A 13,726-nucleotide genomic window follows, 5' to 3' on the forward strand; every position below is an offset into this window, starting at 1 on the left:
CATGAAGCATCTCATCATCATTCATCTCGGGCTGGTCGCGTCGGTTTTCGGAAACGGGGGCGGTTACTTTCGTGGCGGGGTGGAGCAGGTGGGCGACGTGGCCGGTTTCGAGCCGGAGAACACGGATCACGTAAGGATCATGGACGAGCGGCTGGAGGTGAAGCTTGGGCCGAAGTCGGCCGAGGTTTCGGTGCGATACGTGATGAAAAACGAGGGCGACCAGGCGGCGAAGGTCCGCTTCGGCTTTCCGGTGGAGGAAAGCAAGGACCGCGATGACTACGGCTATGGCGGCGAGAAGCCGGAGCCGACCAAGGGGCTGAAATACTGCCAGAACTACCGCGTGGAGGTGGGCGGGAAAGCGCTCAAGGCGAAGTGGGAGGAGGAAAAGAAACCGGCTTCCGACGAGGCTGGAAAGGAGCAGAAGATCCAGGACCACCGCTTCGAAGGCATCCAGGGCTGGCTGGTTTCGACCGCGACCTTTCCGCCCCATCAGGAAACGGAAGTGAAGATCAGCTTCGAGAGTGGCTACTCGGAGGAGAACTGGTTTGTGAGCGATGATTCCCATCTGGGGGAGGGGATTTTCCGCTACCGGTTGTCGACGGGCGCCGCGTGGGCGGGATCGATCGCGCAGGGCAGGATCGAGCTGATTCCGGACGGCATTGACCCGGCGGAGCTGCGGGTGATCAAGCCGGTCAACCGGTTCAAGCGGGAGGGCGACCGCTGGGTGTGGCAGTTCGACGATCTGGAGCCGACGCTGGCGGACGATCTGGAAATCGAGGCCCGGCCGGAAGAGCGGGGCTTTCACCGGCCCTACGACGCCAAAAGCGAAGATGACCGGGTCGACTTCATCGATCGCGGCGGGAAGTGGTCGATGTCCCACAAGAACTACGAGGTTCATGCGAGTTCGACGCTGCCGGCGGATGGCTCGAACCACTACGATGCGGAGAACGTGAAGAGCTGGACCACCGCGTGGAGCGAAGGCGCGGAGGGGCCGGGAATCGGTGAGTGGATCGAGATGAAGCCGGAGGTGCCGAAGCCGCTGAAGGCGATCCGGATCCGGGCGGGCTATGACGGCGATGACCCTTCCCTCTTTACCAAGAATGCGCGGCCGAAGCGGGTGGAAGTCGTGTTGAATGGGGAGCACCGGTTTGAAGCAGAACTCGAGGACACGCGGGAGGAGCAACGAATCGCCGTGGCGGGTTATGACCGGCCGGTGAAGTCGGCGAGGCTGGTTTTCAAGGAGGTCTATCCCGGTTCGGAGTATGAGGATCTCTGCGTGAGCGGCCTTCAGTTGGAGGTGGCACTCGACGAAAAACCGGAGATTCAGCCGGCGCGGTGAAGGCGGCACTGCTCGCCGTGTTGCTGGCGGATGCTGCGTGCGGGAACCCGACGCTGCCGGTCTTCCTGGCGGACAATCACGCGGAGTCATTCGGTTGGATTGCCGGAAATCTCGATCTCGATGCGGAGGCCGTGCTGGTGCTGACCGATGCCCATTCCGACGCCAGCGCCGCCGAGCGCTCGGAGGAGATCCGCGAGGGCCTGCGGCGGGTGGTTTCCGAAAAGCAGCGGGCGGAGAGGATCGAGGCGTGGCGGACGGAAGGTCGCATCCAGGCCTTCAACTGGATCGAGCCGCTGATGCCGCGGCCGTTCGGGCAGGTTTTCTGGGTGGCTCCCGACGGGGACTTTGAGGCGATGAGGGAAAAGGCGGGCCGTCAATGCGACGGGCGGCTGGAGGTGGAGCCGAGGTCGAGCGGCGAGCTGGCGGGCCGCTGGCAAGTGGGTGGGATCAGGGAAATGGAGGGCTGGAACCCCGGTTCGCGGCCCGTGGTGTGGAGCCTCGACCTCGATTATTTCGCCGGCATGCCGGCGGCGCGGGCCGCGGAGGAATTCGAGCGGATGTGGATTGCAGCGATGGACTGGCCGGGCTTGCGGGCGGTGACGGTGGCGGTTTCGCGGCCATGGCTGACGAGCGATGCGGAGGCGGAACGGCTGGTATCGATGGCCTTGTCGGCGGTGATGCGGACGCGCGGGGCGGTGTTGGAGATCGACGCCACGGTGGATGATCGGCCGGATGCGTCGCTCAAGTCGCGGGAGGGCGAGGTCCACAGATGGGATCTGGCAAAAGCTTCACCCGAGGTCGGGGCGTGGATCTCCGGGCTCGGCGACCGCTGCCGGGTGACGGACCGCCGGCGGAGCCATCGTTTCCCGCAAAGCCCGGTGCAGCTGGTGGTGGATGGTGCCGGGCAGGACCTGGACGGCGTGTGGCGGGTGCCGGCCGGGGAGAAAGTCGTGATCCGACTGGTGGGAAGCGACGGGACGGGAAGAGTGCGGTGGTTCCCGTTGGCGGCGGCTAGGGTGGCCTACGATCGGGTGCCGGAGACCGGCTTGGGAAAGGGCTTCTCGCGCGGTGCCGGTCGCTGGATCTACGAGAAACGTAGTGCCGCGGGTGAGACGACGGACTTCGCGTGGCAGGGCGCGGTTTCGTCGCGGATGCGGTTGGAGGCGCTTCATGAAAAGGACGGCCGATGGCTGCCCGCGGGGATCATCGAGCTGGCGACCGAGGGAGGCGGCGACTTCCGCCGGGAGCTGCAGGCATCGATGGGGATGCCCTACGTGTTCGGCATCGCGGAGGTGAAAGAGGGCGGGCGCTCAGGGGTCGAAAGTGGCTGGGGGGCGGATTGCTCGAATGTCTTGATCGCCGCCTGGCGTCGCTGCGGGGAAACGCTCACGTGGGGAGATCCCGAAGCGCTCCGGCGGCAAATGGTGCCGGTGTCGGGCGCGGTCGATGAGGAGGATCTCGCGCGCGGGGTGATGATCGACTTCGGCTCCCACGTGGCGGCGTTGATGGAGGATCGGGAGCCGGTGGGCACGGTCGGGCCGGGCGATCGGGTGTTCCACCAGCTCGGAGGTACGGCGGAGATCGTAGATCTGGCGGAGCTCCAGCAAGGGCGGCCGGACTTCCGGCTGTGGACGCTGCCGGAGCGGAAAACCGTGGCAGTGAGAGTGGCCGGGGATGTGGTGCCGGTGGGAGAGTTCGCGGCGATCGATGGCTTCGAAAAGGGGCCGGCCCGACTTTTCCTGGCGAACCTGGAAGGCGTGCCAACGGACCTGCCGGCGGTGGGGGACGGACGCTATGACTTTCGTTTCCCTCTGGTTCGGCTGGCATGGCTGCGCGAGTGGGGAATCGATGCGGTCTCACTGGCGAACAATCACGCGGGCGATGCCGGGCGGGAGGGGCTGATCGATGCCCTCGCAAATCTGGAGCGGGCCGGGATCGGAGTGTTCGGCGCGGGCCGGGATGAAGGGGAGGCCTGCCGGCCGTGGCGTCGCGAGGGCATCGCGTGTTTCGGGGTTTCCATCGTGACGGCGATGGAGGCCGGCAAGGCGTCGCCCGGGGTGGCGTCACTTCCGCGGCATGCCGGACGGCTTGAGCGGGAAATGGCGGAGGCGCGAGAGCGTGGGGAAACGATCGTGGTGCTGCTCCACGGGGGCGACGAATATGTGGCCGAAGTGAACGAGGAGCAGCGGCATTGGTCTCGGTGGCTGGTGGCGCGAGGGGCCCGGTTGGTGGCGGGGGCGGGTCCGCATGTGGTGCAGCGGGAGGAAAGGTTCGCCGGCGCGGTGGTGGCGCATTCGCTGGGGAATGCGGTGTTTCCGAAAGGCCTGAAAGGGATGGATTCGGGGAGGGTGGGGGAGTGGAAGGTGGTTTCCCGGGGGAGGTAGTGCGGGCGGCGGGGGTGGAGAGGCAGGGAGCACTCAGATTGCCGTAATCTGAGTCAGATCGCCGTGGTCTGAGGGCAGATCGGCGTGATCTGAGGACGGATGGCGCTGATCCGAGTCAAGCAGACCGCGATCTGGACGCGGGTGGCGGTGGAATGATGGCGGACGGTCGCGCGGTGGGGATACGAAAACGGCCGCTGCCCGGTGGGGAAGCGGCCGTTTGGGGAAAAGGGAAGATGCCGGTCTGGAGACCGGCGCTCCGTTTAGAAGATCTCGCCTTCGGCGAAGAAGCGCTTGATCTCCGCTTGGGCGGCTTCGGGGCCGTCGGAGGCGTGGCAGACGTTGCGCATCTTGGAGTCGCTTTCCTTGTCGCCGAAGTCGCCGCGGATGGTGCCGGCGTCGGCGGTCTTGGAATCGGTCGGGCCGAGGAGGTCGCGGACTTTGGAAATGACGTCGTCCCCTTCGAGGGCGAGGGCGATGACCGGGGTTTCCTGCATGAAGCCGCGGACGTCGGGGAAGAAGGGCTTGTCGGCGATGTGGGAGTAGTGCTCGGCGAGGATTTCATCGCTGAGCTTCATCATCTTGAGGCCGCGGATCTTGAAGCCTTCCTTTTCGAAACGGGAAAGCACGGTTCCGACGAGGTTCTTGGCGACGGCGTCGGGCTTGAAGAGAATGAGGGTGGTCTCGATGGCCATGGGCCGGGAGTTAGGCGGCGGGGAGCGGACAGGCAAGCCCTTTCCCATGCCATGACGGCCATGCCGGCGGCCGCAAGCGGCTCACATCGACTCCGCGATCTGCGTGGCGAGCCGGGCGAGCAGCTTCGATTCCGCCGCGGCGAGCGAGTTGTAGCCATCCACCTCCAGGGGCTCGGTGCCGGACCAGTTGCGGTTGGCGACCATGCGGCGGTCGGGCAGGGAATAGACGCGCCAGGCGGCGTCGAGGAAGGCATCGCCATCGGCGGTGCCATGGAGCTGGCGGACATCGACGGTGATCTGGTAGCGCAGCTCGTGGTCGTTGTACCACGGATAGGTGGTGACGTTTCCGGTATGCAGGCGGCGGCCGAGGTTGGTGGCGAGGACTTGGGCGATGTTGTTGTCGAGATCGCCCGCCCAGCGGTGGGAGGCCGATACGGCGAGGTGATTGCTGGATTCCTGGAAGACGATGTTGTCGCGCTCCAGGTAGGAGGCGATCGAGACCGGCCCGACGCCGATGCCCATGCCGCCGGAGGAGGGCGCGGGGCCTTCCGGGGTGAGGAGGTAGTATTGGTTCGCGGGCGAGCAGGAGGCGACCGCCAGCACCCACCCGAGCATGCAGGCCAGGGAGCCGAGGAAGCGGGCCGGGCGGGCGGGGACGTGGCTGAGGGCTGGGCGGAAGGTTTTCACAGGCGGCATCGGAAAAGACGGGAGGCGGTGTCAGCGGCGGCGGGCGCGGGGGATCGGGTTTCCGGAGTCCTCGCGTCCGAAAAGGAGGGAGTTCGGGTTTTCATCGACCGTCTGGGAGAGGTTGTCAAAGGACCGGGCGGCGGCGCGGAATTCGTCGAGCGCGCGTCGGAGGTCGCCTTGGACGGAGCCCTCGGGCCCGAGCGAGTTCACGGATTTCTGCAGTTCGGCCAGCGTCTTGTTCAGCTCGGCGGTGAGGTTCCTGGTGGAATCGGAGGCCAGGATGGACTTGGCCTCGGCCACGGTTTCCTCGATCGAGGCGAGGGTGTCGCGGGCCTCGGCGACCGTGATGGCGGTTTCGTCGGCCGCGTTGCCGAATTTGTCGAGGGTCTCGTCGAGCGGCAGGGCCTCGATCTTGGCGAGGATGCCGTTGAGCCGCGCTTCGATCTGGTTCAGGCCGCCGGCGCTGGAGGGGATGACGGCCACTTGGTTGACGACTTCGACATCCTCCGGCGCCTGCTGCGGATCGATATCGAGGGAAACGTAGAGCGAGCCCGTGAGGAGTGAGGCGGAGGTCAGCTCGGCATGGAGTCCTTTCCTGACGGCGGCGGCGACATCGAAGTCCGAGCCGGGGTCGAGGTTGAGCGCGTTGCGGAGGATCTGCGATTCCAGCTCGATGGAGACCGGAATGCGGGCATCGCCGGAAGAGGCGAGCTTGAAGGAGATGTCCGTCACCCGTCCGATCGGCACGCCGCGGAACTCGACGGTGGCCGCGCGCTGGAGACCGCGGATCGACTCGTTGAACATCAGCAGCGCCTTGGTGTCAGCGATGAAGTGGGCGTCTTCCGCCGAGGATTCGTCGTCGTAGAGGACGAACACGTCGCCATCCTCGGCCGGCGGGGTGTCCATCAGCTCATCCGTGGTGCCGAAGGTGGCGCCCCCGGAAACGAGCGTTTGTACGGACGGCGTACGGAACTTGAAACCATCCGCTCCGGCGGTGACATCGAAGCCGCTGGTATTCCAGAAGCGGGTGCCCTTGTGGACCAGCGAGGCGTATCTTTCGCGGATCAGGATGCGGAACTCGACCCGTTCCTCCTTGATGGAAAGGATGCGTCGCTCGACCTTTCCGACCTCGAAGCCGAGGTAGGAGATCGGTGACCCGGCCGCCAGCGAGCCGGCTTCATCGGCCACCAGGGTGAGCCGCAGACCGGGCACCGACTGGCTGGTCACGGGCGGTTCTTCCAAGCCCACGAAGTCGGTGCCGTGCTCCTCGTCGGTGCCGGGATCGAGCTCGATGTAGGCGCCGGTGATCAGCGTGCCCAGGCCGGACACGTTGCTGGTGGAAACGCGGGGGCGCACGACCCAGAAGCGGCTGTCATCGCGCAGCAGGTCGCCGTAGCTCGGCTTCACGCGGACTTGGACCACGGTCTTCAGCTCCTTGGTCAGCTGGACCTGCTCGACCATGCCGATCGGCACCGAACGGCAGCGCAGCTCGGTTTTCCCGGCGGCGATGCCCTCGGCGGTCTCGAACTGCACGGACACCAGCGGGCCGCGATCGACGTTGTTTTTCCACATCAGCCAGCCGGCGAGGGCGAGGGCGATCAATGGCACCACCCACACGCTGCTGATGCGGCGGCGGGTGCGGACGGCCGGGCGGTGCTCGCGGATTTCCTTGTCTTCTTCTTCGGTCATGCGGGGTGGCGCTTGTAGTCCCACAGCAGGCGTGGGTCGAAGCTCATGGCGGATAGCATGGTCAGGATCACCACGGTCGCAAAGGAAATGGCCGCAGGTCCCGGAGTAATGGTCATCAGGTTGCCGAGCCGGACGAGGCAGACGAGGATGGCGACCACGAAAACATCGACCATCGACCAGCGCCCGACCAGCTCCGTGATGTGGTAGGCCAAGGCGTGGGAATGGGTGGAGCCGTTGGCGCGGCCGACCGCGGCCAGGCACAACCAGATCAGCGCCAGGATTTTCAGGATGGGGATCAGCACCGAGGCGGTGAAAATGATGATCGCCACCGGGTAGGACCCGGATTTCCAGAAAGTGATCACGCCGGCAATGATGGTGGAGCCCCCGGTCGAGCCGCCGGCCGCGGCGGTGCCGACGCCCTCCACATCCATCACCGGCAGCGACATCGCCGGAATGTAGAAGGCGATCGCGGCGGCCAGCAGGGCTACGGTCCTGGCCAGGCTGTGGGGTTTGCGCAAATGGAGGCGCTTGCCGCAGCGCGGGCAGTGGCCGAGTTCCACCGGGCTGAGCTTCCCGCAGCAGGAGCAGGAGGCGAGTCCGTGGTCGGCGGCGAAATCGCCGGGTGGTGCGTCTTCAATCATCGGTGTTTGATGGCGATTTCGAGCCGGTCCCAGAGTTCGCGGCGGTCGATACCCGCCATGGCCGCAGCCAGGCAGATGACGACGGCGACCAGCGCCCACAGGCCGATCTCGAACTCGATGTGCGCCAGGTGGCCGAGCTTCAGCAGCGAGACGATGAAGCCGAGGAGGAAGACCTCGAGCATCGACCACGGCTCGGAAAACTGGATCCAGCGGGCGATGGCCACCGATCCGGGCAAGGCCCGGCCACGCATCAGCGGCGCGCAGATGTAGATCAGTCCGAGGGAGAGGACCGCCGGGGCCACGATGGTGAACATGACCGTCAGCACGGCCAGCACCAGCGAGTCATCGTGGTAGAGCGCCTTGGCCGCACGCCACAGGCCGAGCTTGGTGCGGGCCCCGGCGGCTTCCATGGTGAGGAAGGGGAAGCTGTGCGCCACGATCATGAAAAACACGGCGCCGAGCGACCAGCCGACGCAGCGGGACAGCGATCGGGGCCGGTTTTGAAACAGCTCCTCGCCGCAATGCCCGCAGAGGGCGATCTCGCCCTCGCGCAGCCTCGGGGCGGGCTGGAGCGCATCGCAGAAATGGCAGGCGATGCGCTCGTGGCGTTCGAGGCGCGGCCAGGGAAGTCCGTGGTGATGGCGGGTGAAGGGCACGGTTCAGGCGGGGGTTTCTTCGGCGGGGGCCTGATGAAGGGTGATCTGGGTGAAGGGGATGATCCAGCCCTGCTCGTTGCAGACCTCGACGCAGGTCTTCTGGATCAGCCGTTCGAGCACGTTGCGGCTGCGGGCCACCTCGCCGGTGAAGTCGGCGAGGATGACGTAGTCGAGCGACGAGGCGCCGGCGGCCATGAACTCCACCTTGACGCTCTTCACGTTTTCCCGCTCCACGGCGCCCACCAGCGCCCGGTGGACGCCCTTGAGGAACACGTCAGGGACCTCGGTGGTGCAGATCGGCTGGTGGGCGTAGTCGATGCCGAAGGTGACCGAGATGCGGTAGCCTTTCGACAGGTCCTCGGGCGCGAGCGAGAGGTAATCGCCCACCAGATACTGCCGCCGGCTGCCGCCGAGCTGGAGGACCACGACCGCCTCGGGCGTCTGGGTGAGGACCTTGCCGAACACGCCGTCGGAGAGGATCACCCAGTCGTCCTCGGCGCTGGGAAACCACGGTTCCTTCTTGCCGAGGGGGCGGGAGCGCAGGCCGATGACCTCCTTGATCGGCAGGCGCAGGCGGGCATCGCCGAGCTGCGGATTACTGAAGGTGCAGTAGAAACCGAGGCTGTCGACCCGCCACGGGACGCCGTCGATGACGATGCGCTCGCCCTCGCGGACGGGGCCGAGGTTGAGGATGGTGCGGATCTGGTCGGCGTAGGGGAGGATGGAGTTCCGCGAGCCGATGATGACCGCCACGATGATGATGGTGGCGATGGAAAGCAGCAGCCAGTCGCCGCGGAAATACAGCACCAGCAGGGCCCCGGCGGTGGCGAGCAGGCCGATCAGCAGGCCGGCGAGGAGGTCGAGCAGGCGGGTGTAGACGGGCGTCTCCTCGCGCTTGTGGAGCGGGCTGTGGCGGCGCAGCAGGTCGAGCGCGCGGCGGCCGGCGAGGAAGACGACGATGAACACGCCGATGGCGAGGAGCAGGTTGATGCCCTTGCTGCGCCAGAAGCCGGAGACGGTGTCGGAGAAGGTCTCGACGAAGCCGCGGTTCTTGCTTTCCCGCTCGGCGAGCTGCGCGCGGAGGGCTTCGAGTTCGCCGGTGGCCTCGACCCGGCGGTTGTTCCACTCCTCGCGGACCTTCGTCAGCTGGGCGACGATGGCGGGGTCGAGCTGCTCGTCGGGCGGCAGCGATCCCAGGCGCTCGACGGCCTGGTTGGCCAGATTGAGGCGGTTCTCCCAGTTTTCGATGTCGTCGCGCAGTTCCGACATCTCGCGGGGGCCGGAGGTGGCATTGCGGATGAGGTCGAGCACCGGGCTGAGGGCATCCTGCGCCTCCTCGGTGAGCGTGCGCGGGGCGGCGGGTTTCTCGACCCAGGCATCCTCGGGCACCCCGGAGGCCAGCGAGCGGATGCTGGCCTCGATTTCGCGGATGCGGGCGCGTTTCTCGGTGATCTGCTGGCGGATCTCCTGCTGCTCCTCTTCCGAGCCGGCCTTTTCAAGCTCGGCCCGGAGGTGGGTGAGGTCTTCTTTTTCCCGGGCGATCAGCGGCAGCTGGGCCTCAATGGCGGCCAGGCCGCGCTGGGCGGCGGTGGGCTTCTCCGCCCCCGCAGCCGGCGGGTCCTGGGCGGCCAGCGGCATCGCCAGCAGCAGGATGGCGAGGCAAAGGCGGCCGGGAAGAAAGCGGAACATCAGGAACCGGAGCTCAGAGGGGGCGGGCGTAGGTGTCGCAACGATTGAACCAGCCGGCGCGCCATCGGGCCTCGCCGCGGTCTGCGGGGGCATTTTCGATGCGCCGGCCGAGCACCCGTTTCGCGGAGGCGGCGAACTCGGCGGCGGCGGGCTGGCCGGCGGGCACGTCGCGCATGCCGGCGAGCACCTGCAGCAGGCCCCAGCCGCGGCCTTGGTAGCGCTCGGCGGGGTTGGTGCCCTCGCCCTTGAAATTGACGTAGTCGATCAGCGCATACTGGCCGTGCCCGGTGGCGGCGACCTTCTGGTAGTTGGCCTGGATGCGGGCCCGGTCGGAAGCCGGGGCGGCCGCCATCATTTTGGGCAGGGCGGCGCGCGAGCGGGCGATGATGAAGTCGGTCTGCAGCGCCACGTTGGCGGCGAGCCACTGGCGGAGTTCGTTCATTTCCGCACTGCGGAAAGCGGCCTGGAAGGCGGCCTTGCCGGGCCACGGGGCGTCGGCGCTGCGGCCGATCGCCGGCACGGTGGCTCCGCGCGAGGCGGCATAGGCGGTGAAGCGCGGCCAGCTTTCCTCGAACTTCCCGGAAACGCCGGCGGGGTACCAGATGAAGTGGCCGATCCCGAGCGACGGGAAGTTTTCGCCGGCGTTCCAGGTGGTCAGGCCATCGACGGTTCCGCCGCATTCGTTCTGCCAGATCTTGCGGCCGATGGCGGATTTCTGGGCGGGGGAGAGGCTCGATGGATTCCCGGCGGCAGCCGTCGGGACGGCGGGTCCGCAGGCGGCGAGGAGCAGAATGGAGAGTGCGGCGGCGCGCGGGAGTTGCATGCCACAGGCTAAAACCCGAATGTCGGGCCCCGCAAGGAGAGTGATGATGAACCGGATACCCTGGCAGGACGTGTTAAGTTTCGGTCCCAAGGACCTCGTGAAGATCCTGGTGACCGCACTGGTGATCGTGGTGGTGACCAAAGTGCAGGTTTTCAGCGACCGGATGTCGGCGCTGCTGATCGCGCTGCCCTTCACCTCGCTGATCGCCATGGTGTGGATGCACCAGGAAAAGCAGTCCGCCTCCCGCATCGCGGGCCACGCCGAGGGCACCTTCTGGTTCGTGCTGCCGACCTTGCCGATGTTTCTCATCCTGCCATGGATGCTGCGCCACGGCTGGACCTTCTGGCCGGCGCTGGGGGCGAACTGCCTGATCACCATCGGGTGCTTCTGGCTCACCGTGGTGGGGCTGCGGCAGTTCGGGCTGGATTTGATGCCGAAGTGACGGGATTCCCGCTGGTCATCGCCCGCTCGGCCGGAAAAACTCCCCAAGCATTGAGTTTCGCCTTGTCAAGGGGGTGGAAAGCCGATTGTGTCCGCCCTCCGGCCGCGTAGGGCCGGATGGCTTGGCATGTCTGAAGAAAACATCATCCCCTTCGATCAGCCGAAGCCCCATTCCCGGTTTGCAGGCACACCCATGAAAAGCGATCTTGTCGAGAAGGCGTCCGAAGTCGTGAGCGATCCCTTGGTTCTCATCAATATGGTTTCCAAGCGCGTCCGCCAACTGAACAGCGGACGTTCGCCGCTGATCCCGACGGTGCCGAGCATGGGAGCCGCCGACATCGCCCTGCAGGAGATCATCGAGGGCAAGATCAAGCTCTCGGGCGAGGCCATCAACGGCTGAGGTCGCCCTTGCGGCCGCCCGGTTCCGGGACACTTTTTCGCCCATGAGTGCGGAAATCGCCAGCAATCGAAAAGCGCGTCGCGATTTCCACATCTCCGAGACCTACGAGGCCGGGGTCGAGCTGAAAGGCACGGAGGTGAAGTCGATCCGCGAGGGCAAGGTGAACATCGCCGACGCCTTCGCCCGGGTCGAGCGGGGGCAGATGTTCCTTTTCGGCTGCCACATCCAGCCGTGGGAGACCGCCGGCAAGTGGTTCCAGCACGATACCCGCCGGCCGCGCCGCCTGCTGCTTCACAAGGAGGAGATCCGCAAGCTGGAGCACGCGCTCGAGGTCAAGGGCTCCACGCTGCCCTGCCTGAGGATGTATTGGAAGAACAGCCGGGTGAAGGTCGAGCTGGGCGTCGGCAAGGGCAAGACGCACTCCGACCAGCGCCATGATTTGAAGAAGAAGGTCGAGCTGCGGGAAGCGCAGCGGGAGGTGGCGCGCTTCAACCGGCAGTAGAACCGCTGCGCGGCAGGACCACGAAAAGGGAAAGGAAAAGGCGGAGCCGCGGATTTGATTGGCGCTTGGCCCGCGGACCTTGGCACGTTCAGCCATGCGCCGGCTGAGGACCGATCTGCCCTACACCTTTCGACCGCCGCAGGGGCGCGGGTGGTTCCGACCGCTCGGGCTGTGGGCGAACGAGCGGGTCTTTCTGCGGCGGAAATACCGGCTGGAGGGGATCTCCGAGGCGGGGATGGAGCAGGTCGAAGCCCTCGTGAAGAAAGGCGACGCCGTGCTGCTGGCACCGAACCATGCCGATCACTCGGACCCGCACCTCATGATCGAAATGGGCCGCCGTCACGCGCTGCCGCTGCATTTCATGGCCGCGCGGGAGGTGTTCGAAGGCTCGCCCGCCGCGGCCTGGGCCCTGCAATCGATGGGCGTCTTCTCCGTGGATCGCGACGGGCCGGACCTGTCGGCGATCAAGACCGCGATCGGGCTGCTCGAGGCGGGGACGCCGCTGGTCATTTACCCGGAGGGCGAAATCTACCATCACCACGAGCGGCTCGACCCGCTGATGGAGGGCGTGGCCTCGATCCTGCTCAAGGCCGCCGGGCGGCTGAAGGACGGGCGCCGCGCGTGGCTGGTGCCGGTGGGGATCTGCTTCCAGCATCGGCCCGAGGTCGAGGCGACCTTCGGCGAGCGCTTGTCGAAGCTGGAGGACCGCATCGGCTGGACCCCGCGGCCGGCCATGGCGGTGGACGACCGGATCATCCGCCTCGGCACCGGCGTGCTGGCGCTGAAGGAAACCGAATTCCTCGGCGAAGCGGGGCAGGGGGGCATCCAGTCGCGGCTCGAGGTGCTCTGCGAGCGGCTGCTTTCGGCGACCGAGGAAAAACACGGCCGCGATCCGCGTGCGACCACCGCCCCCGAGCGCGTGCGGGCGCTGCGGTATCGGATCCGCCGCCGGCTGCTGGATGCGGAAAACCCGGCTTCGACCACCGAGCGGGTGACGCTCCTCGACGACCTCGATGCCGTCTTCACCGCCCTCCAGTCGCACAGCTACATCGGCGATTATTTGCTCTCGCACCCCAGCCTCGACCGCCGCGCCGAGACCCTCATGAAGCTGGAGGAGGATCTCTTCGGGTTCCCGACCTACCCGACCCCGCGCGACGCCACCGTGACCGCCGCCGATCCGATCCCGGTCAGTGATTTCCTCGAAAACGGAACCCTTCCGTCCAAGGGCGGCGCCGCTCCGCTCACCGCGATGCTCGAGGAGAAACTCACCGCCCTCCTGCCGGTGCCAGAGTGAAATCCCGTCAGCAAATCCCAGTCATCCTTCCTATCCGATCCATCCTGCGAAAATCCCCCGCGAGCCTTTTTTCCCAAAAGATTCTGTCCTTGCAATCCGGGCGTTTTCCGCTTTCCTCCGCCGTCCCGACCAAGGGCGGACCGGCCAAGGTGGCTGGACCGAACCAAACAAGCACATGAGCGAAAGCACCATCAATCCCGCGGACTACAAGGTCCATGACACCGACACCGGCAGCGCCGACTTCCAGGTCGCCAACCTGACCGTCCGCATCAAGCACCTCACCGAGCACCTCGGCACCCACAAGAAGGACACCTCGTCCCGCCGCGGTCTGCTCAAGCTCGTCGCCCAGCGCCGCAAGCTCCTGGATTACATCAAGGCCTGCGACGAAGAACGCTACCAGAAGCTCATCAAGGGACTCGGCCTGCGCCGCTAACCCGACACTCTCCGAGACGGCCACGGATTCACCCGTGGCCGTTTCGTTTTAAGCGC

The 13,726-nt window shown here is 66.4% G+C and carries 14 protein-coding genes; 7 read left to right on the forward strand and 7 right to left on the reverse strand.

Going from position 1 to position 13,726, the window contains the following annotated elements:
* Position 1 precedes the first annotated feature (1 nt).
* Positions 2–1,339, forward strand: coding sequence for an NADase-type glycan-binding domain-containing protein (locus ABXH26_RS12415; protein ID WP_353567391.1), 1,338 nt, complete (start codon positions 2–4; stop codon positions 1,337–1,339).
* Entirely contained in the window at positions 1,336–3,723 is a 2,388-nt protein-coding gene (locus ABXH26_RS12420) for a CapA family protein (protein WP_353567392.1), read from the forward strand. Before ABXH26_RS12415 ends, ABXH26_RS12420 begins: the two co-directional genes overlap by 4 nt.
* A gap of 260 nt (positions 3,724–3,983) precedes the next feature.
* On the opposite strand, the gene ndk is transcribed toward ABXH26_RS12420, so the two are convergent.
* The 7 genes from ndk to ABXH26_RS12455 all read right to left on the reverse strand — a co-directional run bounded on the left by ndk (position 3,984) and on the right by ABXH26_RS12455 (position 10,600).
* Positions 3,984–4,415, reverse strand: a complete 432-nt coding sequence (gene ndk, locus ABXH26_RS12425) for a nucleoside-diphosphate kinase (RefSeq protein WP_353567393.1) — start codon at positions 4,413–4,415, stop codon at positions 3,984–3,986.
* Between the two features lie 81 nt (positions 4,416–4,496).
* The gene (locus ABXH26_RS12430; RefSeq protein WP_353567394.1) at positions 4,497–5,102 is read right to left on the reverse strand and encodes a PqiC family protein; all 606 of its coding nucleotides are present in this window, start codon (positions 5,100–5,102) and stop codon (positions 4,497–4,499) included.
* A gap of 30 nt (positions 5,103–5,132) precedes the next feature.
* The gene (locus ABXH26_RS12435; RefSeq protein WP_353567395.1) at positions 5,133–6,791 is read right to left on the reverse strand and encodes a PqiB family protein; all 1,659 of its coding nucleotides are present in this window, start codon (positions 6,789–6,791) and stop codon (positions 5,133–5,135) included.
* Entirely contained in the window at positions 6,788–7,432 is a 645-nt protein-coding gene (locus ABXH26_RS12440) for a paraquat-inducible protein A (RefSeq protein WP_353567396.1), read from the reverse strand. Before ABXH26_RS12440 ends, ABXH26_RS12435 begins: the two co-directional genes overlap by 4 nt.
* Positions 7,429–8,088, reverse strand: coding sequence for a paraquat-inducible protein A (locus ABXH26_RS12445; RefSeq protein WP_353567397.1), 660 nt, complete (start codon positions 8,086–8,088; stop codon positions 7,429–7,431). Before ABXH26_RS12445 ends, ABXH26_RS12440 begins: the two co-directional genes overlap by 4 nt.
* A 3-nt stretch (positions 8,089–8,091) precedes the next feature.
* Positions 8,092–9,777: an AAA family ATPase gene (locus tag ABXH26_RS12450; RefSeq protein WP_353567398.1), complete on the reverse strand. Its 1,686-nt coding sequence runs from the start codon at positions 9,775–9,777 to the stop codon at positions 8,092–8,094.
* 13 nt (positions 9,778–9,790) lie between these two features.
* Positions 9,791–10,600, reverse strand: a complete 810-nt coding sequence (locus ABXH26_RS12455; protein WP_353567399.1) for a hypothetical protein — start codon at positions 10,598–10,600, stop codon at positions 9,791–9,793.
* 46 nt (positions 10,601–10,646) lie between these two features.
* Here ABXH26_RS12455 and ABXH26_RS12460 point away from each other — a divergent pair, with 46 nt between their 5' ends.
* The 5 genes from ABXH26_RS12460 (at position 10,647) to rpsO (ending at position 13,670) form a co-directional block, all read left to right on the forward strand.
* Entirely contained in the window at positions 10,647–11,042 is a 396-nt protein-coding gene (locus ABXH26_RS12460) for a DUF3147 family protein (protein ID WP_353567400.1), read from the forward strand.
* A 192-nt stretch (positions 11,043–11,234) separates the two neighbouring features.
* A complete protein-coding gene (locus tag ABXH26_RS12465) occupies positions 11,235–11,441 on the forward strand; it encodes a DNA-directed RNA polymerase subunit omega (protein ID WP_353567401.1) in 207 nt (68 codons plus the stop codon).
* 43 nt (positions 11,442–11,484) lie between these two features.
* Entirely contained in the window at positions 11,485–11,943 is a 459-nt protein-coding gene (gene smpB, locus ABXH26_RS12470; RefSeq protein ID WP_353567402.1) for an SsrA-binding protein SmpB, read from the forward strand.
* Between the two features lie 94 nt (positions 11,944–12,037).
* On the forward strand, positions 12,038–13,237 hold the full coding sequence (locus ABXH26_RS12475) for a lysophospholipid acyltransferase family protein (RefSeq protein ID WP_353567403.1): 1,200 nt from the start codon (positions 12,038–12,040) through the stop codon (positions 13,235–13,237).
* A 175-nt stretch (positions 13,238–13,412) separates the two neighbouring features.
* On the forward strand, positions 13,413–13,670 hold the full coding sequence (gene rpsO / locus ABXH26_RS12480; protein ID WP_353567404.1) for a 30S ribosomal protein S15: 258 nt from the start codon (positions 13,413–13,415) through the stop codon (positions 13,668–13,670).
* Positions 13,671–13,726: the final 56 nt, after the last annotated feature.

Source organism: Haloferula sargassicola (assembly GCF_040362925.1).
Classification (GTDB): Bacteria; Verrucomicrobiota; Verrucomicrobiia; order Verrucomicrobiales; family Akkermansiaceae; genus Haloferula; species Haloferula sargassicola.

Bases quoted from the DNA above. Each gene is read 5' to 3' on its own strand.
- ndk (WP_353567393.1), bottom strand. From the start codon at position 4,415: ATGGCCATCGAGACCACCCTCATTCTCTTCAAGCCCGACGCCGTCGCC.
- ABXH26_RS12455 (WP_353567399.1), bottom strand. From the start codon at position 10,600: ATGCAACTCCCGCGCGCCGCCGCACTCTCCATTCTGCTCCTCGCCGCC.
- ABXH26_RS12435 (WP_353567395.1), bottom strand. From the start codon at position 6,791: ATGACCGAAGAAGAAGACAAGGAAATCCGCGAGCACCGCCCGGCCGTC.
- ABXH26_RS12440 (WP_353567396.1), bottom strand. From the start codon at position 7,432: ATGATTGAAGACGCACCACCCGGCGATTTCGCCGCCGACCACGGACTC.
- ABXH26_RS12465 (WP_353567401.1), top strand. From the start codon at position 11,235: ATGAAAAGCGATCTTGTCGAGAAGGCGTCCGAAGTCGTGAGCGATCCC.
- smpB (WP_353567402.1), top strand. From the start codon at position 11,485: ATGAGTGCGGAAATCGCCAGCAATCGAAAAGCGCGTCGCGATTTCCAC.
- ABXH26_RS12450 (WP_353567398.1), bottom strand. From the start codon at position 9,777: ATGTTCCGCTTTCTTCCCGGCCGCCTTTGCCTCGCCATCCTGCTGCTG.
- ABXH26_RS12475 (WP_353567403.1), top strand. From the start codon at position 12,038: ATGCGCCGGCTGAGGACCGATCTGCCCTACACCTTTCGACCGCCGCAG.
- ABXH26_RS12415 (WP_353567391.1), top strand. From the start codon at position 2: ATGAAGCATCTCATCATCATTCATCTCGGGCTGGTCGCGTCGGTTTTC.
- ABXH26_RS12460 (WP_353567400.1), top strand. From the start codon at position 10,647: ATGAACCGGATACCCTGGCAGGACGTGTTAAGTTTCGGTCCCAAGGAC.
- rpsO (WP_353567404.1), top strand. From the start codon at position 13,413: ATGAGCGAAAGCACCATCAATCCCGCGGACTACAAGGTCCATGACACC.